Source organism: Actinophytocola glycyrrhizae, from assembly GCF_042653545.1.
Classification (GTDB): domain Bacteria; phylum Actinomycetota; class Actinomycetes; order Mycobacteriales; family Pseudonocardiaceae; genus Actinophytocola; species Actinophytocola glycyrrhizae.
Genome location: NZ_JBHSIS010000007.1, coordinates 168,491 through 191,628 on the forward strand (window position 1 = coordinate 168,491; position 23,138 = coordinate 191,628).

Annotated in this window: 16 protein-coding genes; 13 read left to right on the top strand and 3 right to left on the bottom strand. The window is 72.5% G+C overall.

The window, feature by feature from the left end:
- Window positions 1-18 precede the first annotated feature (18 nt).
- Window positions 19-1,152 carry a YbfB/YjiJ family MFS transporter gene (locus tag ACFPCV_RS16750; RefSeq protein ID WP_378057106.1) on the bottom strand — a complete coding sequence of 378 codons (1,134 nt, stop codon included), beginning with the start codon at window positions 1,150-1,152 and terminating at the stop codon, window positions 19-21.
- 70 nt (window positions 1,153-1,222) lie between these two features.
- On the opposite strand from ACFPCV_RS16750, the gene ACFPCV_RS16755 reads away from it, so the two are divergent.
- The 6 genes from ACFPCV_RS16755 (at window position 1,223) to ACFPCV_RS16780 (ending at window position 9,807) form a co-directional block, all read left to right on the top strand.
- Window positions 1,223-2,170 carry a GlxA family transcriptional regulator gene (locus ACFPCV_RS16755; RefSeq protein WP_378057107.1) on the top strand — a complete coding sequence of 316 codons (948 nt, stop codon included), beginning with the start codon at window positions 1,223-1,225 and terminating at the stop codon, window positions 2,168-2,170.
- Between the two features lie 134 nt (window positions 2,171-2,304).
- Entirely contained in the window at window positions 2,305-3,198 is an 894-nt protein-coding gene (locus ACFPCV_RS16760) for a LysR family transcriptional regulator (RefSeq protein WP_378057108.1), read from the top strand.
- Between the two features lie 184 nt (window positions 3,199-3,382).
- The gene (gene lanKC / locus ACFPCV_RS16765; RefSeq protein WP_378057109.1) at window positions 3,383-5,980 is read left to right on the top strand and encodes a class III lanthionine synthetase LanKC; all 2,598 of its coding nucleotides are present in this window, start codon (window positions 3,383-3,385) and stop codon (window positions 5,978-5,980) included.
- Between the two features lie 25 nt (window positions 5,981-6,005).
- A complete protein-coding gene (locus ACFPCV_RS16770; RefSeq protein ID WP_378057110.1) occupies window positions 6,006-6,152 on the top strand; it encodes a SapB/AmfS family lanthipeptide in 147 nt (48 codons plus the stop codon).
- A gap of 84 nt (window positions 6,153-6,236) precedes the next feature.
- Entirely contained in the window at window positions 6,237-7,847 is a 1,611-nt protein-coding gene (locus tag ACFPCV_RS16775; RefSeq protein ID WP_378057111.1) for an ABC transporter ATP-binding protein, read from the top strand.
- Between the two features lie 274 nt (window positions 7,848-8,121).
- The gene (locus ACFPCV_RS16780) at window positions 8,122-9,807 is read left to right on the top strand and encodes an ATP-binding cassette domain-containing protein (protein ID WP_378057112.1); all 1,686 of its coding nucleotides are present in this window, start codon (window positions 8,122-8,124) and stop codon (window positions 9,805-9,807) included.
- Here the strand turns inward: ACFPCV_RS16780 and ACFPCV_RS16785 are convergent.
- Together ACFPCV_RS16785 and ACFPCV_RS16790 are read right to left on the bottom strand one after the other, a co-directional pair.
- The gene (locus ACFPCV_RS16785; RefSeq protein ID WP_378057113.1) at window positions 9,793-10,446 is read right to left on the bottom strand and encodes a response regulator transcription factor; all 654 of its coding nucleotides are present in this window, start codon (window positions 10,444-10,446) and stop codon (window positions 9,793-9,795) included. The genes ACFPCV_RS16780 and ACFPCV_RS16785 overlap by 15 nt on opposite strands.
- Before the next feature lie 153 nt (window positions 10,447-10,599).
- Complete coding sequence (locus ACFPCV_RS16790) at window positions 10,600-11,016, bottom strand: SGNH/GDSL hydrolase family protein (protein ID WP_378057114.1); 417 nt, start codon at window positions 11,014-11,016, stop codon at window positions 10,600-10,602.
- Between the two features lie 196 nt (window positions 11,017-11,212).
- Between ACFPCV_RS16790 and ACFPCV_RS16795 the strand changes: the two genes are divergently transcribed.
- From ACFPCV_RS16795 to ACFPCV_RS16825, 7 genes are all read left to right on the top strand, one after another.
- On the top strand, window positions 11,213-11,491 hold the full coding sequence (locus ACFPCV_RS16795; RefSeq protein ID WP_378057115.1) for a DUF2277 domain-containing protein: 279 nt from the start codon (window positions 11,213-11,215) through the stop codon (window positions 11,489-11,491).
- Window positions 11,492-11,857: 366 nt separating this feature from the next.
- Complete coding sequence (locus ACFPCV_RS16800; RefSeq protein ID WP_378057116.1) at window positions 11,858-15,691, top strand: Pls/PosA family non-ribosomal peptide synthetase; 3,834 nt, start codon at window positions 11,858-11,860, stop codon at window positions 15,689-15,691.
- The gene (locus tag ACFPCV_RS16805; RefSeq protein WP_378057117.1) at window positions 15,682-16,953 is read left to right on the top strand and encodes a M1 family metallopeptidase; all 1,272 of its coding nucleotides are present in this window, start codon (window positions 15,682-15,684) and stop codon (window positions 16,951-16,953) included. Before ACFPCV_RS16800 ends, ACFPCV_RS16805 begins: the two co-directional genes overlap by 10 nt.
- Window positions 16,954-17,022: 69 nt before the next feature.
- A complete protein-coding gene (locus ACFPCV_RS16810; protein ID WP_378057118.1) occupies window positions 17,023-17,628 on the top strand; it encodes a hypothetical protein in 606 nt (201 codons plus the stop codon).
- Window positions 17,629-17,715: 87 nt separating this feature from the next.
- Window positions 17,716-19,497 carry an ATP-binding protein gene (locus tag ACFPCV_RS16815; protein ID WP_378057119.1) on the top strand — a complete coding sequence of 594 codons (1,782 nt, stop codon included), beginning with the start codon at window positions 17,716-17,718 and terminating at the stop codon, window positions 19,495-19,497.
- A 40-nt stretch (window positions 19,498-19,537) separates the two neighbouring features.
- A complete protein-coding gene (locus tag ACFPCV_RS16820; protein WP_378057120.1) occupies window positions 19,538-20,695 on the top strand; it encodes an exonuclease SbcCD subunit D in 1,158 nt (385 codons plus the stop codon).
- Window positions 20,695-23,130, top strand: a complete 2,436-nt coding sequence (locus ACFPCV_RS16825) for an AAA family ATPase (RefSeq protein ID WP_378057121.1) — start codon at window positions 20,695-20,697, stop codon at window positions 23,128-23,130. Before ACFPCV_RS16820 ends, ACFPCV_RS16825 begins: the two co-directional genes overlap by 1 nt.
- Window positions 23,131-23,138 lie beyond the last annotated feature (8 nt).

Sequence of the window (23,138 nt, forward strand, 5' to 3'; positions counted from 1 at the left end):
GGCGGCGCGGGCACACCTTCACGGGTGCTCGGTGGCCGGGCGGGCGGCGATCGTCGCGGCGGTGACCGCTGCCGTGAGGAGGAACGCGGCGGGCAGCCCGTGGCCCGAGGCGAACGCGCCGAGTGTGGCGGGACCGGCGATCGTGCCGAGACCGAGGCAGAACACGACCGCGCTGAAGCCCGCCGCGGGCCGGGCGGGGAACACGCGGTAGCTCCACACGGTCAGCATCGCCGCCACCGCCATGAACGCGGGCCCGTACAGCAGTGCGGACAGCCCGATCGCGGGCAGGGCACCGGGTGCGAGCGCCAGCACCGCGACGCCGAACGCCAGCGCACCGAACAGCAGCGCGTGGGTGCGCCGCAGCCCGAGCACGGTGAGCGCGCGGCCGGTCAGCAGGCCGCCGAGGCCCGCGACGCCGATGAGGGTCCAGAACAGCGGTCCCACCGCGTCGCCGGGAGCGTCGGCGGCGATCATGTCCACCGCGAACGTCCAGTACACCGAGCCGACCACCCCGTAGGAGAACGCGGACGCGAACAGTGGCACCGCCGCGGCGGTGGGCCGGATCCGTTGTGCGGCAACACGTTGGGGGCGGGGCAGGCCGCGCAGCAGCCACGCGTTGTACAAGGTCACGGCGAGCGCGGCCCCCGCGAACAGCACCCACGCGGGCCGCCACGGCACCGCGAGTGCCAGCACCCCGGCGACCGCCGTGCCGAACGCGGTGCCGTTGGGCACCATCGCGAGCACGCGTTCCTGCCGGTCCGGGGCCACCATCGTCCGCACCACGTCCGAGTACGGCGCCCACGCCCACCCGGAACTGGTGCCCGCGAGCAGCAGCCCGGCCACCAGCACCGGTGTGCTGTCCGCGACCGCCACCAGCGCCAGACCCGCGGTCGCGCACGCCCCGGCCGCGATGATCAGGGGCCGCGGCCCCAGGCGCGCCGAGAGCAGCCCGACGAGTGTGAGCGCGGCGAGGTAGCCGGCGTACGTGCCGCTGCCGATGAGGCCGACGGTCGCGACGTCCAGGCCGAACGTGGCCCGCAGGTCGGGCAGGAACAGGCCGAAACCGTAGCGGGCGAAGCCGAAGCTGACGCCGATCGCGGCGAGCCCGGCCACCGACAGGTGCCACACGGTGCGGGTCTGGGTGATCGTCATGGCTAGAGCCTCGGCTGTGACCGCCTCGGCCGACAGTGGCGTGAACGTCATGGTGCGATAGATTTACGCCATGCGAGTCGTCGTGCCGTTGCTGGCGAGCGTCGCGTTGTTCGAGCTGGCCGTCCCGGTCGGCGTGTTCGGCGCCGCCGACCGGGCCGACCTGGCGCCGGACTGGTACGAGCTGACCGTGTGCGGCACCGGGCCGCATGCGGCGTCGGCCGGTCTCACGGTCTCGGCGCGGGCCGGGCTGCCTGCGTTGCGCACGGCCGACCTCGTGGTCGTCCCCGCGTGCGTGATGCCGGACTACGAGCCGCCGCCGGAGTTGCTGTCCGCGTTGCGCCGGGCCCACGCGCGGGGCGCCAGGGTCGCGTCGCTGTGCACCGGCGCGTTCGTGCTCGCCGCCGCGGGCCTGCTCGACGGCAGGACCGTGACCACGCACTGGATGTACGCCGAGGACCTGCGCCGCCGGTTCCCCGCCGTGACCGTCGACGAGCACCCGCTGTACGTCGACGACGGCGACATCCTGACGAGCGCGGGCACCGCCGCCGCACTGGACCTGTGCCTGCACATCGTGCGGACCGACTTCGGCGCGGCCGTCGCCGCCGAGGTCAGCAGGCGGATGGTGATCGCGCCGCACCGGGAAGGTGGGCAGTCGCAGTACATCCCGGCGCCGGTGCCCGCGCGCACGGACGGGTTCGCGCCGGTGCTCGAGTGGGCGGTCCGCCACCTCGACCGGCCGCTGACCATGGCGGAGCTGGCCGGCCGGGCGGGCATGAGCCTGCGCACCTTCGGCCGCCAGTTCGCGGATCGGGTCGGCACGACGCCGCTCGCGTGGCTCAACCAACAGCGGCTCGCCCGCGCGCGGGAGCTGCTGGAGACCACGGACCTGCCGGTCGAGACCGTGGCCCAGCGCAGCGGTCTGGGCACCGGAAGCGGGCTGCGTCAGCACTTCCAGCGTGCCTACGCCACGACGCCCGCTGCCTACCGGCGCACCTTCCGCGCGAGCGCGGCCGGCTGACGGGTGAGTGCCACCCCGGAAACTCGAGCCCCACATCAGGGCCAGCACACCCATTCGCACCACGTGTCCACGGTCTCCCGACCAATCCGACAGGACAAGTGAAATGATCTGCAGCAAACGTTAAGCTGAGCTACATGCTGGATGTGCGAAGAATGCAGGTGCTGCGGGCCGTCGTCACGAGCGGTTCGGTCACGGCGGCCGCGACCAACCTCGGCTACACGCCATCGGCGGTGAGCCAGCAGGTGGCCGCGCTCGAACGGCAGGCGGGAGTGCCGCTGCTGGAACGCATCGGCCGCGGCGTGCGCCCCACGGCGGCGGGCAGGCTGCTGACCGAGCACGCGGGGATCATCGCCACGCATGTCGCGGAGGCGGAGACCGCGCTCGCCGACCTGCGTGCCGGGCGCACCGGCCGGCTCTCGATCCGCTACTTCGCGACCGCGGGTGCCGCACTCGTGCCACCCGCGCTCGCGAAGCTGCGTGCGGACCACCCCGGCGTGCAGGTGGACCTGAAGCTGATCGACCCGCAGGACCCGATGCTGGAGGTGGAGAAGGGGCGGGCGGACCTCGGGATCGTGGTGGCACCGCGCGACCGGGTCCGCGACGGCATCCGCATGGTGCACCTGCTCGACGACCCGTACCACGTCGTGCTGCCCAAGGGGCACCACCTCGCGGCGAAACGCGTGCTGGACCTCGCGGACCTCGCGGACGAACCGTGGGTCAACAACGAGCTCTCCACCGGGCCGTGCATGGAGATCATGCTGAGCGCGTGCGCTTCGGCGGGGTTCAGCCCGAACTTCGTGGTGGAGAGCGACGACTACGCCACGGCGCAGGGGTTCGTCGCGGCGGGCCTCGGCGTGACGCTCATCCCGAGGATGGGGCTCGGCCAGCGCCATCCGGCGGTCGTGGTGCGCCGCGTCCGCAGGCCCGAACCCGTTCGCGTGATCTACGCGGCGGTGCGGGAAACCTCCCTGGCCCAGCCCGCGCTCGCCGGTCTGCTGAACGCGTTGCGCGACGCCGCCGGTCAGTGAGCAACCAACGGTTGACGAAGTTCATTGTGCTGCACGGGAATCCGCACGTGCTCGTCACCGGCGGGGTACGCAGCGTGATGTGACATACGCGTGGTCGGGCGGTGACAGTTTGCACTGATTCCGGGGCCGTTCCGGGCGGCAACATTGCTCTCGGCTTCCCCTTCGACGAGCGGAGCGACCGAGGATGGACCAGGACTACCAGCCGTTCTGCATGGCCGACCCGTCGTTCTACGACGCGATGCACTCGGAGGCCACGGCCGGAGAGTCGTTCGCAACCGCCACGAGGCCGCTGCCCACCGGGTGGACGCTGCACGAGCAGGATGACTGGTTCGTCATCAACCCACCCGTGCGGCAGAACCTGCCCCTGCAGGGTTGGAAGATCCACGCCTCGGCGACCCAGGACAACGCGGGCCGGGTGCTCGACACGGTGTGGGAGTACTGCGTCGAACGCGGCATCTCGTTCAAGTTCCTGCGGTCGTCCTCCGCGCTGCTCGCCAGGGTGTCGAAGTACGCGCCGCGTGGCTACGCGGGCAAGCTCGTCACGATCTACCCGGAGGACGACGCCGCGTGCGAGCGCATCCTCACCGAGCTCGGTGCGCGGCTCGACGGCGAGCCGAGCCCCTACATCCTCTCCGACCTGCGCTGGGGCAGCGGTCCCCTGTACGTGCGGTACGGCGCGTTCGCCAACCGGTACACGGTCGACAGCACCGGCGTCGTCGTCGAGGCGATCGCCGACCCGGAGGGCAACCTCGTCGCCGACCGGCGCGACCCCGTCTTCCACGTGCCGCCGTGGGTGCGGCTGCCCGCGTTCCTCGAACCGCAGCTCGCCGCCCGCAACGCGGTCACGGTCACCGACCTGCCGTACAAGATCGAGCGGGTGCTGCACTTCTCCAACGGCGGCGGCATCTACGCCGGCCGCGACACCCGCACCGGCAAGGAGATCGTGCTCAAGGAGGCCCGCCCGCACGCCGGTCTCGACACCTACGGGCACGACGCGGTGCGCCGCCTCAGCCGCGAGCACGAGACGCTCACCACGCTCGCGGGCATCCCCGGCGTGCCGGCCGTGCACGACCTCTTCACCCTCGGCGAGCACCGGTTCCTCGTGATGGACCACGTCGACGGCGACGTGCTCGGCAAGGCGATCACACTGCGGTACCCGCTGATCGACCCGGCCTCCACGCCGTCGGACTACGCGGACTTCACCCGGTGGGCCGTCGACATCCACCGCCAGGTCAGCGAGACCATCGCGCAGATCCACGAGCGCGGCATCGTCTACGGCGACCTGCACCTGTTCAACATCGTGGTGCGCGAGGACGACACGGTCGCGTTGCTGGACTACGAGGTCACCTCGCCGGTCGAGGAGGCCACCCGGCCCGGCCTCAACAACCCCGGCTTCGCGCCACCGCGTGACGTGCACGGGTTCGACATCGACCACTACGCGCTCGCGTGCCTGCGGTTCGCCCTGTTCCTGCCGATGACCAACCTGCTCGGCCTGCACCGGTTGAAGGCGCGGCACTTCGCGGAGATCATCAGCACGCACTTCCCGGTGCCACCGGACTTCCTGCCACCGGCGGTGAACACGATCGTGCCGCCCGGCACCCCGGACGTGCCGAACCCGCGCACCGAGCCCGACCCCGCCGCGTGGCCCGCGTTGCGGGACGACCTGGTGCGGGCGATCCGCGCGAGCGCGACCCCGGACCGCGACGACCGGCTGTTCCCCGGCGACCCGCAGCAGTTCGCGGTCGGCGGCCTCGGGCTGGCCTACGGCGCCGCGGGTGTGCTGTACGCGATGGACGTCACGGGCGGTGGCCGGGTCGAGGAGTACGAGCAGTGGCTGCTGCGGCGGGCGACCAACCCGGCAGGCGGCAGCAGGCTCGGCCTGTACGACGGGCTGCACGGCGCCGCGTTCACGCTGGCGCACCTCGGGCACCGGCAGGAGGCGCTCGACGTCGTCGACATCTGCCTGCGCGAGAACTGGGAGACGATGGGCCACGACCTGTTCGGCGGCGTCTCCGGGTTCGGGCTGAACCTGCTGCACCTCGCCGACGCGACGGCCGAGCCCGCGCTGCGGGTGGCCGCGCACCGGGCCGCGTCGCTCGTCGCCGAGGCGCAGGGCCCCGAGGAGCCCGGCGAGGACAACCCGGTCAGCGGGTCGGGCCAGCCGTGGGCCGGGCTGTTCCGCGGGCGCACCGGCGCCGCGCTGTTCCTGATCCGCATGTACGACGACACCGGCGACACCACCTACCTCGACCGCGCCGCGGACGCGCTGCGGTTCGACCTGCGGCGGTGCGTGCGGCGGGACAACGGCACGCTCGAGGTCAACGAGGGCTGGCGGTCCATGCCGTACCTGGACGGCGGCAGCATCGGCATCGGCGTGGTGCTCGACGAGTACCTGCGCAGGCGCGCGGACGAGCAGTTCGCCGACGCCGCGGCGGCCGTGGCACGCACGGCCCGCTCACCCATGTACATCCTGCCCGGCCTGCTCACGGGCCGCGCCGGTGTCCTGCTGTACCTGGCGGGCCGCTCCGACGCCCCCGCCCATGACCCGGACGTGGCCCAGCAGGTGCGCAACCTCGCGTGGCACGCGCTGCCGTTCGGTGACGGTATGGCGTTCCCCGGCACCGGGCTGCTGCGGCTGTCCATGGATCTCGCTACCGGCAACGCCGGGGTGCTGCTCGCACTCGGCGCGGCACTGCACGACCGGCCGGTCCAGGCGCCACTGCTGGCGCTGTCCCGTCCGGCCGCCCCACAGACCCCCACGCCAGCAGGCGTGGGTCAGTAGGAAACCCCCGAATAAGGAGCCAACAATGGCACTTCTCGACCTGCAGGGCATGGAAACCGCGCCGCAGACCAACAGCGGTGGCAGCAGCAACAGCGGCCACTCCTGCCCGTCGAACCTGTCCGTCACCCTGTGCGGCGGCAGCTCCGGCCTGAGCGTGCTGATCTGCCACTGACGTCTCATGTGACGTCGTAGTGGGACGCGGTCCCGGACAACTGGCGTTTGTCCGGGACCGCGACCCTGCTCAGAAGGGTAACCCGTGAGCGCCTTCGGTGAGATCGCCAGGAAAGCCGGTGGCTGGCTGCCGCTGATCGGTGCCAGCGCGCTGCTCGGCACGCTCGGTGCGCTGGCGTTGCCGATGGTACTCGGCCGTGCTGTCGACTCGATCGTGTACGGCGGGACCCCGGTGTGGCTGTGGCTGGCGGCCGGGTTGGTCCTGCTCGGGATCGCGTCCGACCTCGTCGACGCGTTCGCGGGCACCGCGTGCGTCGCGGGCACGACGGCGTGGTTGCGCAACCGGCTGGTGCGGCACGTGCTGACGGCCGGGCACAGGCACGGGTTCGCCACCGGTGACCTGGTGAGCCGCGTGTCGGGCAACTCGGCGGAGGCCGCGAACGCCGGGCCTGCGCTGGTGACCGTGTGGACGTCGGTGCTGCCGCCGGTCGGCAGCCTTTTCCTGTTGGCGTACCTGGACATCTGGCTCGCGGTGGCGTTCCTCGGCGGCGTCGCGCTGGTCGGGGTGGTCCTGCGGCTGTTCACGGTGCGGACCGCTTCGGTGGTGACGGCGTACCTGACGGTGCAGGGCCGGATCGCGGCGCGGCTGTCGGAGTCACTGGCCGGGCTGCGGACGATCGCGGCGGCCGGCACGGCCGACCGGGAGGAGCGACGCGTGCTGACGCAGCTGCCCGAGCTGCACGAGCAGGGCATGCGGAGCTGGCGGGTGCTGTCGGGCGCGGCGGCGCAGGGCGCCGTGGTGGGGCCACTGGTGCTGGTGGCGGTACTGGGGACCGGGGGATGGGCGCTGTACGAGGGCCGGGTGACACCGGGGGAGCTGTTCGCGGCCGGGCAGTACGCGATGCTCGGCGCGGGGCTGGGTTCACTGACGAGCGTGTTCGGGCGACTGGCGCGGGCGCGGGCGGGCGCGACGCGGGTGGGGGAGGTGCTCGCGGTGCCGCCGGTGTCCTATGGCGACGGTGCGCTGCCGTGGGGGCAGGGGCGGCTGGCGTTCTGCGGCGTGTCCGTGGACGCGCTGCTGACGGACGTGACGTTCACCGTCCCCGGCGGGACGTCGGTCGCGGTGGTGGGACGGTCGGGGGCGGGCAAGTCGGTGCTCGCGGAGGTCGCGGCACGGCTGCGCGACCCGTCGGCCGGTACGGTGCTGTTGGACGGGGTGCCGCTGTCCTCGTTGTCGCACAACGAGTTGCGCACGGCGGTGGGGGTCGCGTTCGAACGCCCGAAGCTCGTCGGTGCGACCGTGGGCGCGGCGATCGGCACGCGACCGGAGGAGGCGGCGCGGGCGACCTACGCACACGAGTTCGTGTCGCGACTGCCCTCCGGCTACGACACACCGCTGTCCTCGGCGCCCATGTCGGGTGGTGAGCTGCAGCGGCTGGGGCTGGCGCGGGCGTGGGGGGCCACACGGCTGCTGGTGCTCGACGACGCGACATCCAGTGTGGACATGGTGACCGAGCTGCGGATCAGCAGGGCCATGATCGAGGCAGGCGGGCGCACCCGGCTGGTGGTGACCCACCGGTTGTCGACCGCCGTGCGCGCGGACCTGGTGTTGTGGCTGGAATCCGGCCGCGTACGGGCAATGGGGACACACGAGGAACTGTGGGCGCATCGCGACTACCGCGAGGTGTTCGGATGACGCGCGCACGAGAAATGTCGGTCCCCGCTGATAGCGTGGAAACCGGGGGGCCCCTTGGTGTGTCAATGGGACTTTCGCTCGGGTTGCGCCCGCCCGGGTGGTTGACTTTCGGGCGTCCACCGTTTTTCGCGGCTGCCGCGCGTGTTTCGCCGAGCGCGTTCACGGTGTCGTGGCACCGGGAATTGTCGGTGCCCGCTGGTAACGTTGAAAACAGGGGGCCCCTTACCCGTGTCAATGGGACATCCGTTCGCTCTTGTCCGGTGGCGGTGTTGACGTGAAGCGGGAACTTCGTTATGCCCTCCGGTCGCTTTCCCCGCGGCCGACCGCGGCGCTCATGGCCTGGTCGTTGCCCGAGGCATTGCCCGCCGCCCTGTCCGGGGTCGCGGTCGCCAACGCGGTCGACCGCGGCTTTCTCGCCGGCCGGCCAGGGGTCGGCCTGCTGTGGCTCGCCTCGCTCGTCGTCGTCTCCCTGGTCGGCGCGGTCGGGACGCGGATGGTGTTCCGACGCCTGGGCGACCTCGCGGAACCCTTCCGGGACCACCTCGTCCGCCGGGTCGTCGGTGGCGCGCTGCGCAACGGCGCGGACGGGCGGCCCGACCACGGAGCGCTCGCCCGGCTCACCCGCCAGGTGGAGATCGTGCGGGACACCTACGCGGGGCTCGTGATCGTCGTGCGCGGGTTTCTCGTCACCGTCGTCGGGGTCGTTGTCGGGTCGCTGTCCATCGCACCCGTCATCGCGCTGCTGATCCTGCCGCCGTTCCTCCTCGGGCTGCTCGCGTTCCTCGCCGTGCTCGGGGTCGCCGCCGCGCGGCAGCGGGTCTCGGTGCTCGCCGACGAACGGCTCAGCGACGCGGCCGACCGGGTGTTCTCCGGTGTCCGTGACATCTCCGCCTGCGGTACGCAGGACACCGCCGCCGCGCTCGTCGCCACGCCGGTCGCCGAACAGGCCGCCGCCGAGCGGGCCCTGGCGAGGGTCGCCGCGTTGCGGACCGCGTGTTTCGCCGTCGGGGGCTGGCTTCCCCTGCTGGTACTGCTGTTCGCCGGTTCGTGGCTCGTCGGCAACGGGCTCACCGCGGGGGCGATCATGGGCGGCGCCACCTATGTCCTCTTCGGTCTTCAGCCCGCGCTGCAGAACTTCGTCGCCGGGGTCGGGGGCAGCGGGCTGCGGTTCGTGATCACCCTCGGGCGCGTGCTCGACGCCAGCGCGGTCACCACCGAGCCGCGGTCAGGCGACCTGCCTCCCGACGGGCACGCCGTGCGGCTCGCGGACGTCACCTTCGCCTACGGGCCACACGCCGAGCCCGTCGTCGAGCACCTGGACCTCACCGTCGCGCACGGCGAGCATCTGGCCGTCGTCGGGCCGAGCGGCATCGGCAAGTCCACTATGGTCAGCCTGCTGTGCGGGCTGCTGCGGCCCGACCGCGGTTCGGTGACCCTCGGCGGGGTGCCTGCCACCGACCTTCCCCGGCCGGAACTCGCCAGGGTGCTGATCCCGCAGGAGGCCTACGTGTTCACCGGCACCCTGCGCGAGAACCTCACCTACCTGAACCCGGAGGCCACCACGGCGGACCTGGACGCCGCCGCCGCGGCCATCGGCGCCGACCTCGGTGACTACGACACCGAACTGGCGCCCGAGACCATGTCGGCGGGACAGCGGCAGCTCGTCGCGCTGGTGCGCGCCTACCTGTCGCCCGCACCGCTCGTCGTCCTCGACGAGGCGACCTGTCACCTCGACCCGGCCGCGGAACGGCGCGCGGAGGACGCGTTCGCGGCCCGCGGCACGCTGATCGTGATCGCGCACCGGATGAGCTCCGCCCTGCGTGCCGACCGGGTGCTCGTGCTCGACGGGGTGGGCGCGGTGGTCGGCGACCACACAACGCTGCTGCGCACCTCTCCTCTCTACCGCGACCTGCTCGGCCACTGGGAAGTGGCGGCACCGACGGCGTCACAGCCAGCCTGACTCGGTCGCGATGCGGATCGCGTCGATCCGCGTCCGCGCCCCGGTCTTGTTCATCGCGTTGGACAGGTAGTTGCGCACCGTTCCCGGCGACAGCGACAGCTGTTTCGCGATCTCCGGTCCGCTCGCCCCCTCCGCCGCCAGCTGCAGCACCGACAACTCCCGCGGCGTGAACGGGTTCCGGCCCGCCGACAGCGCCGCGATGACCAGGTTCGCGTCGATCACCGTGCCGCCCTGCGCGACGCCGCGGATCGCGTGCAGCAGCCGAGCGGCCGGTGCGTCCTTGTCGATCAATCCGGACACGTCGGCGGCAAGTAACCTTTTCACCAAACCAACCGGTCGTTTCACCGTGAGCGCCACAATCTGGCACTCGGGCAACCTTCTCCTGAGTTCGTGGACGGTTGTCAACCCCTTGTTCTCCGGCAGGTCCGCGGACACGACCGCAACGTCCGGCCGTAACCGCACGGCCACGGAGACGGCCTTCTCGTTGCATTTCAGGTCGGCGATGACCTCGATGTCCTCCTCCACCGACAACAGGCTCACCAGTGCCGTGCGGAGAAGATCCATGTCCTCCGCGAGCAACACACGAATGGATCTTACTTCGTCCTGCTCCGCCGAGTCGCCGGAACTGCGACGCGCCATGCCTCCTCCTGGGGACGGTAATCAGCCTGGTGCGGCGACCCCCATCCGATCGCCGTTCCCACAGAGAAGGTCCCGGCCGACCGAATTCTTGTTACAGATCGTCCTCACATGGAGCAACGAGGCAAACAAAGCTGTGGATACGGCGCTGGAATGCTACAGAAAATAGGTTTCGAAAATTCCGGACGGGGTAACGAAGACCCACTTGGGGGAATTCCTGAAATAGCGGCCATCTGGTGCAGATGCACTACGGCATCCGCACCAGTGGCCTGGTCCGCGCAGTGGTTCAGACCTGTGCGGTGCGGCACCCAGCGAGTTCGCGACCATCGCGACGTAGCCGGCCGTGTGCCCGTCGGCGTTCAGCGCGGTCTGCTCCGACCGGCTGATCCGCGCGCCGAAGTTGCGCTCCTCGCCATGGAACAGTCGTGGGTAGCCGACCACGGCCACCCGCGCGTTCGGTGCCCCTGCGCGGATCCGGCCGTACAGGTCGTCCAGTGCGCCGCGGATGTGGTTGTCGGCGGCCTCTGATGTCCGCGGTTGCAGGTGCCCGGCCACGGCAGCCTGGGTGATCACGTCGGCGAACCCGGCGCGGCCGGGTGCCGTGCCGCAGGGGCTCCCTCCACATGTAGCAGGGGGGATGTCCGGGAGACCGGACATGATCAGCGTGGGGTTTTGTGCGGCGGCCCCCCGATGCGGTAATTGTTTTCGGCTGTTAGAGAGAGTTTGCGACTTTCCGTCGCCGCCAGGTCGACGCGCTAAAGTCGGGCACATGTGCCGAAACATCACCCCGCTTCGCGGGCTGGAGCCAGCCGCCACCGACGAGGAGATCCAGGCAGCCGCGCTGCAGTTCGTCCGCAAGGTCTCCGGCGTGGGGACGGTCACCGACAAGACCCGCGACGCGATCGAGCGCGCCGTCGCCGAGATCACCGCGAGCACCACCCGCCTGCTGGCCGAGCTGCCGCCGCGCAAGCAGCCGCCCGCGACCGTGCCGCCGCTGCGCAGGCCGGAGGTTCGCGCCCGGATCGCGGCCAAGGCGGCGAAATCCTGACGGGTCCGCCTCCCGGGATGCCCGGCGTTGGTGCGTTCCAGCAGACGGCGGTGGTGCCGTGCACGCGAGACGCCCGCCCGCCGCTGTCTCGAACGACCCTTTTTCGGGACGTCGAGTGTCCTGAGAGCGTCGTTCAGAGCAGACCCCGCGCAGCTGGGCAACCGCACGACCCGGTCCTCACCGTCTGTGACATCTCACACGGCTGAGCCGCGAGATTCGGTACGCAGCGTGAGACCGGGGTAAAGTCGCGGGTCGCCGGCCTGTTCGTCAGGCGGGCTCGCTGCCCCGTGCGCCGCCGGACGCAGTGTCGGTTCCATGGGGCCCATCCACGGAGGATCCGTTGCGCCTGCGTCCGTCCGGTGATCGATGACCGCCGTCTGCGCCGAGTCACCGCTCGACACCCTCACCACCCCGCTCGCCAGGTTCAGCGGTGCCGCCGCCACCGCGCCGCGCACGCTGAACGACGTCCTCGCCGACACCGCGGCCCGCCACCCGGCGGCGCCCGCGATCGACGACGGCACGACCGTGCTCACCTACACCGGGCTGCTCGCGGCCGTGGACGAGCTGCGCCAGAAGCTCGCGGCCGAGGGCATCGGCGCCGGTGACCGCGTCGGCATCCGGGTGCCGTCCGGCACCGCCGACCTGTACGTGGCGATCCTCGCGGTGCTCGCCGCAGGCGCCGCCTACGTCCCGGTCGACTTCGAGGACCCCGACGAGCGCGCCGACCTGGTGTTCTCCGAGGCGCAGGTGTGCGCGGTGCTCGGCGCGGGCCGCGAACTGGTCGTACTCGGCACCCCGGCCGGACGCGGGCCCGCCGGGCTCGACGACGACGCCTGGATCATCTTCACCTCCGGCTCCACCGGCAAGCCGAAGGGCGTCGCGGTCAGCCACCGCTGCGCCGCCGCGTTCGTCGACGCCGAGGCGGACCTCTTCCTCGCCTCGGATCCGGTTGGCCCCATCGGCCCGGACGACCGGGTGCTCGCCGGGCTGTCCGTCGCGTTCGACGCCTCCTGCGAGGAGATGTGGCTCGCGTGGCGGCGCGGCGCGTGCCTGGTGCCCGCGCCGCGCTGGCTCGTCCGCACCGGTGTCGACCTCGGGCCGTGGCTCGTGGAGCAGGAGATCTCCGTCGTCTCCACCGTCCCGACACTCGTCGCGCTGTGGCCGGCCGAGGCGCTGCTGGACGTGCGGCTGCTGATCCTCGGCGGCGAGGCGTGCCCGCCCGACCTGGCGGCCCGGCTCGCCCAGGACGGGCGCGAGGTGTGGAACACCTACGGCCCCACCGAGGCCACCGTCGTCGCGTGCGGTGCCCGCATGACCGGCGAGGGCCCGGTCCGCATCGGGCTGCCGCTCGCGGGCTGGGAGCTGGCGGTCGTCGACCAGACCGGTGCGGTCGTGCCCATGGGCGGCACGGGGGAGCTGGTCATCGGCGGCGTCGGTCTCGCCCGCTACCTCGACCCGGCCAAGGACGCCGAGAAGTACGCGCCGCTGCCGTCGCTGGGCTGGGCCCGCGCCTACCGCAGCGGCGACCTCGTGCGGGCCGAGCAGGAGGGGCTGGTCTTCCTCGGCCGCGCCGACGAGCAGGTCAAGCTCGGCGGCCGCCGCATCGAGCTCGGCGAGATCGACGCCGCGCTGCAGGCACTGCCTGGCGTGAGCGGTGCCGCCGCGGCCGTCCGCACCACCGCGAGCGGCACACAGCTGCTCGTCGGCTACGTCGTGGCGGCCGGCTTCGACGCCGACGGTGCGCTGACCCGGCTGCGGGAGACGCTGCCCGCCGCGCTCGTGCCCCGGCTCGCGGTCGTCGACACGCTGCCGACCCGTACGTCCGGCAAGGTCGACCGGAACGCGCTGCCATGGCCGCTCGACTCGGGCAACGGCACCGGTGCGGTCGACGCCGCCGACCTGCCCGGCACCCAGGCGTGGCTCGGCGAGCGCTGGGCCGAGGTGCTCGGCGCGCCGCCCCAGGGCCCTGGCGCGGACTTCTTCGCCTGCGGTGGCGGCAGCCTCGCGGCCGCCCGGCTCGTGTCGCTGGTCCGCGCCGACCACCCGTCGCTGTCGGTGAGCGACGTCTACCACCACCCGACCGTCGCGGCACTGGCCGCGCGGCTCGACGAGCTGGCCGGTTCGGCGGCCTCCACCCGCGAGATCGCGCCCGTGCCGCGCCGCGCCGCGGTGCTCCAGACCCTGGCCATGCTGCCGCTGATGACGATCGTCGGTCTGCGGTGGACCGTCGTGCTGGCCGCGCTCGGCAACGTGCTGGGCTACCCGGTCACCACGTCGTGGTGGCTCGTCGGCGCCGGCTGGCTGCTGCTGTTCAGCCCGCCGGGCAGGGTGGCGATCGCCGCAGGCGGCGCCCGGCTGCTGCTGCGTGGCGTCACACCGGGCACCCACCCGCGCGGCGGTGGTGTCCACCTGCGGCTGTGGGCGGCCGAACAGCTCGCGGAACGGACCGGTGCGACCGACCTCGCCGGTTCGTGGCTCACCCACTACGCCCGGGCGCTCGGCGCGCGGGTCGCGGAGGGCGCCGACCTGCACTCCCTGCCGCCGGTCACCGGCATGCTGAAGGTCGGCCGCGGCGCCGCCGTCGAGCCGGAAGTGGACCTGTCGGGGTACTGGGTCGACGGCGACCTCGTCCACATCGGCAAGATCCGCGTCGGCGCCGGTGCCACCGTCGGCGCGCGCAGTACCCTGTTCCCCGGCGCGCGGATCGGCAAGCGCGCCGAGATCGCGCCCGGCTCCGGGGTGCTCGGCTCGGTGCCGACCGGACAGCGCTGGTCCGGGGTGCCCGCCGTCAAACAGGGCAGGGCCGCGCACCGCTGGCCCAGGACCCGCCCGTCGCGGCCGCGCATCTGGCTCGCCGTCTACGACGTCACGTCGGTACTGCTCGGGCTGGCGCCGGTCGTGTCCGCGCTCCCGGCGTTGTGGCTGCTCACCGCGTTCCTTGGCGGCACACCCACCCTCGGTGCCGCGCTCGCCGCCGTGCCGGCCGTGACCGTGACCTGGCTCGTCACGCACGCGCTGCTGACGCTGGTGTCCGTGCGGCTGCTCGGCATCGGGCTGCGCGAGGGCCACCACCCCGTGCGCGGCCGGATCGCGTGGCAGGCGTGGACCACGCTGCGGCTCATGGACTCCGCGCGGAGCCTCCTCTTCCCCCTGTACGCCAGCCTGTTCACGCCCGTCTGGCTGCGTGCGCTCGGCATGCGCGTCGGCAGGCACGTCGAGGCGTCGACCGTCGTGGCGCTGCCCGCGATGACGACCATCGGCGACGGCGCGTTCCTCGCCGACGACACCATGGTCGCCGCCTACGAACTGGGGGGCGGCTGGCTCCACATCGCCGCCGTGCGGGTCGGGAAGCGGGCGTTCGTCGGCAACTCCGGCATGGCCGCACCCGGCCGGTCGGTGCCCAAGCGCGGGCTGGTCGGCGTGCTGTCCGCGGCGCCGAAACGCGCCAAGGCGGGCAGCTCCTACCTCGGCATGCCACCGATCAAGCTGCCGCGCGTGGCCGAGAGCGGCGACGCGGGCCGCACCTACGAACCGACCCGGCGCCTGCTCGTCGCCCGCGCGCTCGTCGAGCTGTGCCGGGTCGTGCCGATGATGTTCTCGGTCGCGCTGGCCCTGCTCGTGTTCGCCGGGATCGCCGCGCTCGGGCTCCCGCTCGGGTTGCTGCTCGCCGGCGTGCTGCTCGTCGCGGGCGGGCTCGTCGCGTGCGCCGTCGCCGTGGTGGCGAAGTGGGTGCTGGTCGGCCGGTTCCGGGCCCGCAACCACCCGCTGTGGTCGTCGTTCGTGTGGCGCAACGAGCTGGCCGACACGTTCGTCGAGGTACTGGCGGTGCCGTGGCTCGTCGGCGCGGTCGGTGGCACACCGCTGATGTCGTGGTGGCTGCGGGCCCTCGGCGCGCGGGTCGGCCGCGGCGTGTGGTGCGACTCGTACTGGCTGCCGGAGGCGGACCTGGTCCATCTGGGTGACGGTGCGACCGTGAACCGGGGGTGTGTTGTGCAGACCCACCTGTTCCATGATCGGATCCTGCGCATGGACCAGGTGACCCTGGCCGAGGGCGCGACACTCGGCCCCCACGGCATCGTGCTGCCGGCGACGGTGATCGGGGCGCACGCGTGCGTGGGACCCGCGTCGCTCGTGATGGCGGGCGAACAGGTGCCCGCCGGCACCAGGTGGCTCGGCAACCCCGTCTCGGCATGGCGTTGAGGGACGGCGACCTACTCGGGCACGGCAACCCCGGCTACCGGGTCGCGCACTACGACCTGGCGCTGGCGACCAAACCGGCGACCGGCAGGCTGTCGGGGAAGGCGCGGCTCACCGTGGTCGCGTCGGCCGCGGACGCCCCGCTCGTGTTCGACCTCGGGCCGTTCCGGGTCGAGCGGGTGCTGGTGGACGGCAGGCCGGTGCGGTGGACCCACCGCGGCGGCAAGCTGCGCGTCCGGGACCGGTTCCTCGTGGACACCCCGTTCCCGGTCGAGATCCGGTACGCCGGGCGGCCGGAGCCGGTCCGCACCCGGCACTGGGGCGAGGTCGGCTGGGACGAGCTGACCGACGGGGTGATCGTCGCGAGCCAGCCCGTCGGCGCGCCGTCCTGGTTCCCCTGCAACGACCTCGTCGGCGCGAAGGCCACCTTCCGCGTGGCGGTCACCGTGCCGACCGCGTACACGGTGGTGGCCAACGGCGTGCTCGCCTCCCGGGTGTCCGGCGGCTCGGCCACCACGTGGACCTACGTGGCCGAGGAGCCGATGGCGCCCTACCTCGCGACTGTCCAGATCGGACCGTACGAGCGGAACCTGTTGTCGCCCGGTCAGGTCCTCGCGGTCTCCCGCGGCCTTTCGCGGGCCGCGCAGCACGACTTCGCCCGCCAGCCGAGGATGATGCGGACCTTCACCGAGCTGTTCGGCCCGTACCCGTTCGCGGAGTACGCGGTCGTGGTGACCGACGACGAGCTGGAGGTGCCGGTCGAGGCGCAGGGACTGTCGATCTTCGGCGCCAACCACGTCGACGGCCGCCGCGGCCACGAACGGCTCGTCGCGCACGAACTGGCGCACCAGTGGTTTGGCAACAGCGTGGGTCTCGCGGGCTGGCAGGACATCTGGCTCAACGAGGGCTTCGCCGCGTACGCGGAGTGGCTGTGGTCCGAACGGTCCGGCGGCCCGGCCGCGGCGGTCCTCGCGACCAGGTCCCGTGCCCTGCTGGCGAGCAGGCCGCAGAACCTCCGCATCGGCGACCCCCCGGCCCGCGACATGTTCGACGACCGCCTCTACCAGCGCGGCGCCCTCACCCTCCACACCCTGCGCACCCTGCTCGGCGACGACGTGTTCTTCGCCCTGCTCCGCGAGTGGACCACCACCCACCGCCACGGCACGGTGGTGACCGCCGACTTCGTGACACTGGCGCAGCACCACGCGGGCCGCTCCCTCACGTCCTTCTTCGACCACTGGCTGTACCAGCCCGCTTTGCCCTGAGTGCACGTTTGTGTTCTGTACGTGCACAGCCGGTCGCTGAACGTGAGATTCTCCGTAGCGTCAGGGGGCATGCTGAAGGTGCTCATGGCGGCCGCGATCGCGCTGGTCCCCGCCGCCGTCCCCGCCCCTGCCACCGCAGACCCTGCCGCGGCCGACGTTTCCGTCCAGGACACGCGGCCACCGCAGTGCTCGAACCGGTTCAAGGACCCCAACCCCCGGCAGCGGATCATCATCCGCGACACCAACCTGCACGAGATGTCGAACCCGCCGGTCTGCTCGCCGCACGGTCCCTACCTCGGCGCGCTGCGGGCCGGGTCGACGTTCGTCGTCTACCACGCCGATCCCTTCGAGCCGCTGTGGTGCTACGGCTACTCCTGGCAGCTCGCCAGGACCGGCTACATCCTGTGCGAGGCGTACGACGCCCCCGCCGCCGAACCCCGCGAACCCTGCAACGGCACCTACACGCACTGTGAGACCAACCGGTGCGAGGCCGGGCGGTTCTACCGCAACTACGACCCGACCGCCGACCACTTCTCCTGGGAGTGGGGCGCCCCGCTCGTGAAGGGCGAACAGGGCGACATCCGCGACGAGCCCTACCGCCGTCACGGGCCGCGCGGTGTGCGGGCCATGCACGCGGGCCAGTGGGGTTTCTACAGCACCGCCTGCTTCCCGTAAGCGCGCAACGCCCACGTTCGGGGGTCCCCGGTCGTGTCCGCGCCCGGACATAGACTGCGGACCTCTCGAACGTATGAAGGAGCGCGTGTGGCCGAGCCGAACGGTTCTCCGAACGGCGTGACGGACCTGGCGGCGGGGCCGCGACCCGTCGGCCTCGTGGTCGGCACCGTCGCCGCCAGTCCGCTCGAGTTCTCCGTCGGGGTCGCTGCCGACCAGTACCTGCAGCTCGACGACGTGGTCGTCACCCGGCGGAAGCTGCCGGACGGCAGCGAGGTGCAGATCGCCGGGGTCGTCACCCAGATCGAGGCCGGGCACGAGGGGGCGCGGTTCGCCTCCGACGTGTTCCTGATCGAGCAGGGTGCGCTGCCCGCCGAGGTGTCCGAGGTCGCCGAAGTGACCGTCACCAGGGTCGAGCCCGAGGTGTACGTGCCGCCGCGGCCGGGCAGCGCGGTGTCGCGGGCGCAGGGCGCCGAACGCGACTCCGCGCTGTACTTCGACACGATGGCCGACGCGAAGGTGCCGGTCGGCCTCGGGCGCGACGGGCAGCCGGTGTTCCTCAACTTCGAGTTCGTCGACGGCACCCGGGGCGGGCACGTCTCCATCTCCGGTGTCTCCGGCATCGCGACGAAGACCTCCTTCGCCACGTTCATGCTGCACTCGATCTTCAACTCGGGTGTCCTGCACGGCGAGGCGCACAACACCAAGGCGCTGATCTTCTCCGTCAAGGGCGAGGACCTGCTGTTCCTCGACTACGAGAACTCCCGACTCACCGACGCGATGCGTGCCAAGTACGGCCTGCTCGGCCTGCCGTCGTCGTCGTTCCGCAACGTGCAGGTGTTCGCGCCGCCCCGGCCGGGGGACCCGAACGGCACCCCGGACGTGCGGGCCCGCGACCGCGCGGTCTCGCCGTTCTACTGGACGCTCGCCGAGTTCTGCGAGCAGGAGCTGATGCCGTTCGTGTTCGCCGACGGCGAGGACGAGCGGGCCCAGTACACGATGCTGATCGGTCAGGTCGCCGCCCGGTTGCGGCGCGACCACACCAAGGTCGGCGCCGACGGGGCCATCTCGATCTCCGGCGTCGACGCACGCAACGGCGGCCCGCTCCGCACCTTCGAGCAACTCGTCGCGCTGATCGAGGACGAGCTGCTCGACGAGGAGCTGCGCCGCGACTGGGTGGCCGGGTCCACCTCCACCGGCAGCGTGAACGCGTTCCTGCGCCGCCTGCGCTCGGCCGTGAAACCCCTCGAACGGCTGATCCGCTCCGACCTCAAGGACCGGGGCGACCGCGCGCTCACCACGTCGAAGGCGCAGGTCACGGTCATCGACCTGCACAACCTGCCGGACCGGGCGCAGCGGTTCGTCGTCGGTGTCTCTCTGCGGCAGGAGTTCCGCCGCAAGGAGGAGCAGGGCACCGCGCGGCCGCTCATGTTCATCGTGCTGGACGAGCTGAACAAGTACGCGCCGCGCGACGGGGACAGCCCGATCAAGCAGATCCTGCTCGACGTGGCCGAACGCGGCCGGTCGCTCGGCGTGATCCTCATCGGCGCGCAGCAGACCGCCTCGGAGGTGGAGCGGCGCATCGTCGCGAACTGCTCCATCCGCGTCGCCGGGCGGCTGGACCCGGCGGAGGCGTCGCGGCCCGAGTACGGCTACCTGCCCGCGGCGCAGCGGCAGCGGGCCACGATCGCGAAGCCCGGCACGATGTTCGTGTCCCAACCCGACATCCCGGTGCCGCTGGCCATCGAGTTCCCGTTCCCCGCGTGGGCCACCCGGCCATCGGAGAAGGGCGCGTGGACCGGGGTCGACGAGGGCCCCGCGCCGCCCGCCGACCCGTTCGCCGGACTGGACGACGACCCGCCGCCGTTCTGAGCAGAGCCCGCGGAGCGAACCGACAGCGCTGAGGGGACCCATGAAGATCCTGCACACGGCCGACTGGCACGTCGGCAAGGTGCTGAAGAACCAGCCACGCATCGACGAGCAGCGCGCCGTCCTGCGCGACCTCGTGCGGGTCGCGAACGACGAGGACGTCGACATCGTCATCGTCGCGGGCGACCTGTTCGAGACCGCCGCCCCCACACCGCAGGCGCAGGGCCTCGTCATGCAGACGCTCATGGCGCTGCGCAGCGAGGGCAGGCACGTCGTCGTGCTCGCGGGCAACCACGACAACTCGCGGCTCGTGCAGGACGTGTACCGGCCGGTGCTCGGCGAGCTGGGCATGCACGTCGTCGGCACCCCGCAGCGGCCAGACCGCGGCGGCACGGCGACGTTCACGACGCGCACCGGAGAGCAGGCGGTGGTCGCCGCGCTGCCGTTCCTGTCGCACCGGCACGCGGTGCGGGCCGCGGAAGTGCTGCTGCACAACCCTTCCCAGCACAACCAGGACTACGCGAACCGGGTGCGCGCGATCGTCGACACGCTGTGCGCGGGCTTCACGAGCGACACCGTCAACCTCGTCACCACGCACGCGACGCTGCTCGGCGGCCGCTGGGGCGGCGGGGAACGGGCCGTGCAGACCCTGCTCGGCTACGAGGTGCCACCCGACACGTTCCCCGTCAGCACGCACTACGCCGCGCTCGGTCACCTGCACCGGTACCAGGAGATCGGCGGGCCGTGCCCCATCGCGTACTCGGGCGCGCCGATCGCGCTGGACTTCGGCGAGGAGGACAACACGTCCGTCGCGCTGATCGTGCACGTCACGCCGGACACCCGGGCCGCGATCCGCGCGGTGCCGCTGACCGGCGGCCGCCGTCTCGCGACGCTGCGCGGCACCCTCGACGAGGTCGTCGCCGCCGGTGAGGAGGCAGGGGACGCGTTCCTGCGGGTGATCCTCACGCAGAAGGCCAGCGCCGGGCTCGCCGACCTGGTGCGGGAGAAGCTGCCGCACACGCTCGACGTGCAGATCGACGAGAAGTTCCGCGCCAGGGCGCAGGCCGGGGCGGTGCGGTCGCGGATCGGGCGCTCGCCGACCGACCTGTTCGCCGACTTCCTTTCGGAGAAGGAGATCGACGACCCCCGGCTCGGCGCCATGTTCGCCGAGCTGCTCGACGAGTCCACCGGGAGCCGCTGATGCGACCGCTGCGCCTGATGTTCGAGGGTTTCGGCAGCTACCGCGACGAGACCGACGTCGCGCTGCACGACGTCGACTTCTTCGTGCTGACCGGGCCGACCGGGGCGGGCAAGTCGACGGTCATCGACGCCCTGTGCTTCGCGCTGTACGGCACGGTGCCCAGGTGGGGCAAGAAGGACGCCATCCGCAACGCGCTCGCGCCCTCGGTCAACGAGGGCAGGGTGTGCCTGGTGTTCGAGGCGGCGGGCGGCCGGTACGCGGCGGTGCGGCTGCTGCGGCGGACCGCGCAGGGCAACGTGCAGACCAAGGAGGCGCGGCTCGACCGGCTCGACGACAGCGTGCCGCCCGACGCCGACCTGACGAAGATCCTGGAGAACCCGGTGGCCTCGGTGGCCGAGGGCGACAAGATGACCGGCGCGGTGGCCGAGCTGCTCGGCATCGGGTACGAGCAGTTCACCCAGTGCGTCGTGCTGCCACAGGGCCGGTTCGCGGAGTTCTTGCAGGCCAAGCCGAGCGACCGGCAGGACCTGCTGATCCAGCTGCTCGCCTACGCCGTCTACGAGGACGTCGGGCAGCGCGCCAGGGAGCGGGCCAAGGTCGCCAAGGGCAGGCTCGACATGATCGAGAAGCGGCGCAACGAGCTGGGCACCGTCACCGACGACGTGGTCGCCGCGGCCGGGAAACGCGTGACGGACCTGGCCGCGCTCGTGCCGGCCGTCGACGAGGCCGTCGAGAAGATGGCGCAGGTGCGCACCCGCTGGGCCGAGGCCAACGCCACCACGAAGACCGCGCGGGAACAGCTCGCGGACCTCGCGGCCCTGCGCCGCCCCGGCGACGTCGTCGACCTCGCCACCCGCCTCGCGGACGCCGACGAGCAGATCACCCGCCGTGCCGCCGAGAAGGCCGAGGCCGAGGAGGCCGAGGCGAAGGCGGAGGCCGCCCGCGCCGACCTGCCCGAGCACGCGGAGCTGTCCCGCTGGCGCGACGCCCACACCCGGCTCGCGACCCTCACACCCCGCCTTGAGCGGTTGCGGGCCGCCGCCACCGACGCGGAGGCCGCGGAGCAGGCCGCGGGCGCCGGCCTGGCGACCGCGGAACAGGCCCTCGCCGACGCCGAAGCTGCGCAGACCGCCGCCGACCGGGCCCACCGGGCGGTCGCGCTGGCCGCCGACCTGGCCGAGGGCGAGCCGTGCCCGGTGTGCCGCCAGCAGGTCCACGACCTGCCCCACCACGCCGTCCCCGCCGACCTCGACGCCGCCCGCACCGCTGTGAAGACCGCGAAGTCGCAGGTCACGGCGGCACGCAAGGCACACGCCGACGCCGCGCGTTCCGCCGCCACCGCCAGGGCCGAGGTGGAGGGCGGGCAGCGGCAGTCCGACGAGCTGGCCGCGGAGCTGCGGGCCGCGCCGCCGCTCGCCGAGGTCGAGGCGGCGCTGGAGAAGCGGGAGGCCGCGGACGCCGCGGTCGAACGGGCCAGGACCCGGGCCCGCGCCGCGCGCCGCGCGGTCGACGACGCCCAGAAGGAGCGGACCGCGCTCGGTGCCGAGGAACAGCGGGCGTGGGCGACCCTGCGGGCCGGTCGCGACCGGTTCGTCGCGCTCGGCGTGCCACCGGTGGACGGCACCGACCTCGCCGCCGCCTGGCAGGCCCTGCTCGCCTGGGCCACCGCACAGCGCGACGAGCTGACCGCACGCGTCGACGACCTGGACCGCACCGAACGCGAGCTGGCCGCCGAGGGCACGGCCGCGAGGACCGCGCTCGCGGCACTCCTGTCCGAGCACGATGTCCCGCTGCCCGAGCGCGCCAAACCGGACGTGGTGCTCGGCACCGCGCTCGAAGGAGCCCGGCGTGACCACGCGGCCCTGGTCGAGACACGGTCCCGGTCCTCGGCGCTGGTCGCGGAGCTCGAACAGGCCAGGGAGGAGCACCGGGTCGCGCACCTGCTCGGCCAGCTCCTCAAGTCCACCGGTTTCGAGGCGTGGCTGTGCGCGGAGGCGCTCGAGTCGCTGGTGACCGAGGCGTCGGAGATCCTGATGCAGCTCTCGGGCGGGCAGTACGAGCTGCACCGCGACGCCCGCAACGACCTCGTCGTGCTCGACCACAACGACGCGGGCACCACGCGGCCGGTGAACACGCTGTCCGGCGGGGAGACCTTCCAGGCCTCGCTCGCGCTGGCCCTGGCGCTGTCCCACCAGGTCGTCGGCCTCTCGGGCGGGAAGCGGGACCTCAGCTCCATGTTCCTCGACGAGGGGTTCGGCACGCTCGACGAGTCCACGCTCGACACGGTCGCGGCCACACTGGAGCGGCTCGCGTCCGAGACCGAGCGGATGGTCGGCATCGTCACGCACGTCCCGGCCCTGGCCGAGCGGGTGCCGGTGCAGTTCGCGGTCACCAGGGACGGCGCGTCGTCGCGACTGCGGCGCGTCGAGGTGTGATGGTGCGT

Coding starts and splice junctions, on each gene's coding strand:
- ACFPCV_RS16750 (WP_378057106.1), bottom strand. CDS start 1,152: ATGACGATCACCCAGACCCGCACCGTGTGGCACCTGTCGGTGGCCGGG.
- ACFPCV_RS16755 (WP_378057107.1), top strand. CDS start 1,223: ATGCGAGTCGTCGTGCCGTTGCTGGCGAGCGTCGCGTTGTTCGAGCTG.
- ACFPCV_RS16760 (WP_378057108.1), top strand. CDS start 2,305: ATGCTGGATGTGCGAAGAATGCAGGTGCTGCGGGCCGTCGTCACGAGC.
- lanKC (WP_378057109.1), top strand. CDS start 3,383: ATGGACCAGGACTACCAGCCGTTCTGCATGGCCGACCCGTCGTTCTAC.
- ACFPCV_RS16770 (WP_378057110.1), top strand. CDS start 6,006: ATGGCACTTCTCGACCTGCAGGGCATGGAAACCGCGCCGCAGACCAAC.
- ACFPCV_RS16785 (WP_378057113.1), bottom strand. CDS start 10,446: ATGGCGCGTCGCAGTTCCGGCGACTCGGCGGAGCAGGACGAAGTAAGA.
- ACFPCV_RS16795 (WP_378057115.1), top strand. CDS start 11,213: ATGTGCCGAAACATCACCCCGCTTCGCGGGCTGGAGCCAGCCGCCACC.
- ACFPCV_RS16800 (WP_378057116.1), top strand. CDS start 11,858: ATGACCGCCGTCTGCGCCGAGTCACCGCTCGACACCCTCACCACCCCG.
- ACFPCV_RS16805 (WP_378057117.1), top strand. CDS start 15,682: ATGGCGTTGAGGGACGGCGACCTACTCGGGCACGGCAACCCCGGCTAC.
- ACFPCV_RS16810 (WP_378057118.1), top strand. CDS start 17,023: ATGCTGAAGGTGCTCATGGCGGCCGCGATCGCGCTGGTCCCCGCCGCC.
- ACFPCV_RS16820 (WP_378057120.1), top strand. CDS start 19,538: ATGAAGATCCTGCACACGGCCGACTGGCACGTCGGCAAGGTGCTGAAG.
- ACFPCV_RS16825 (WP_378057121.1), top strand. CDS start 20,695: ATGCGACCGCTGCGCCTGATGTTCGAGGGTTTCGGCAGCTACCGCGAC.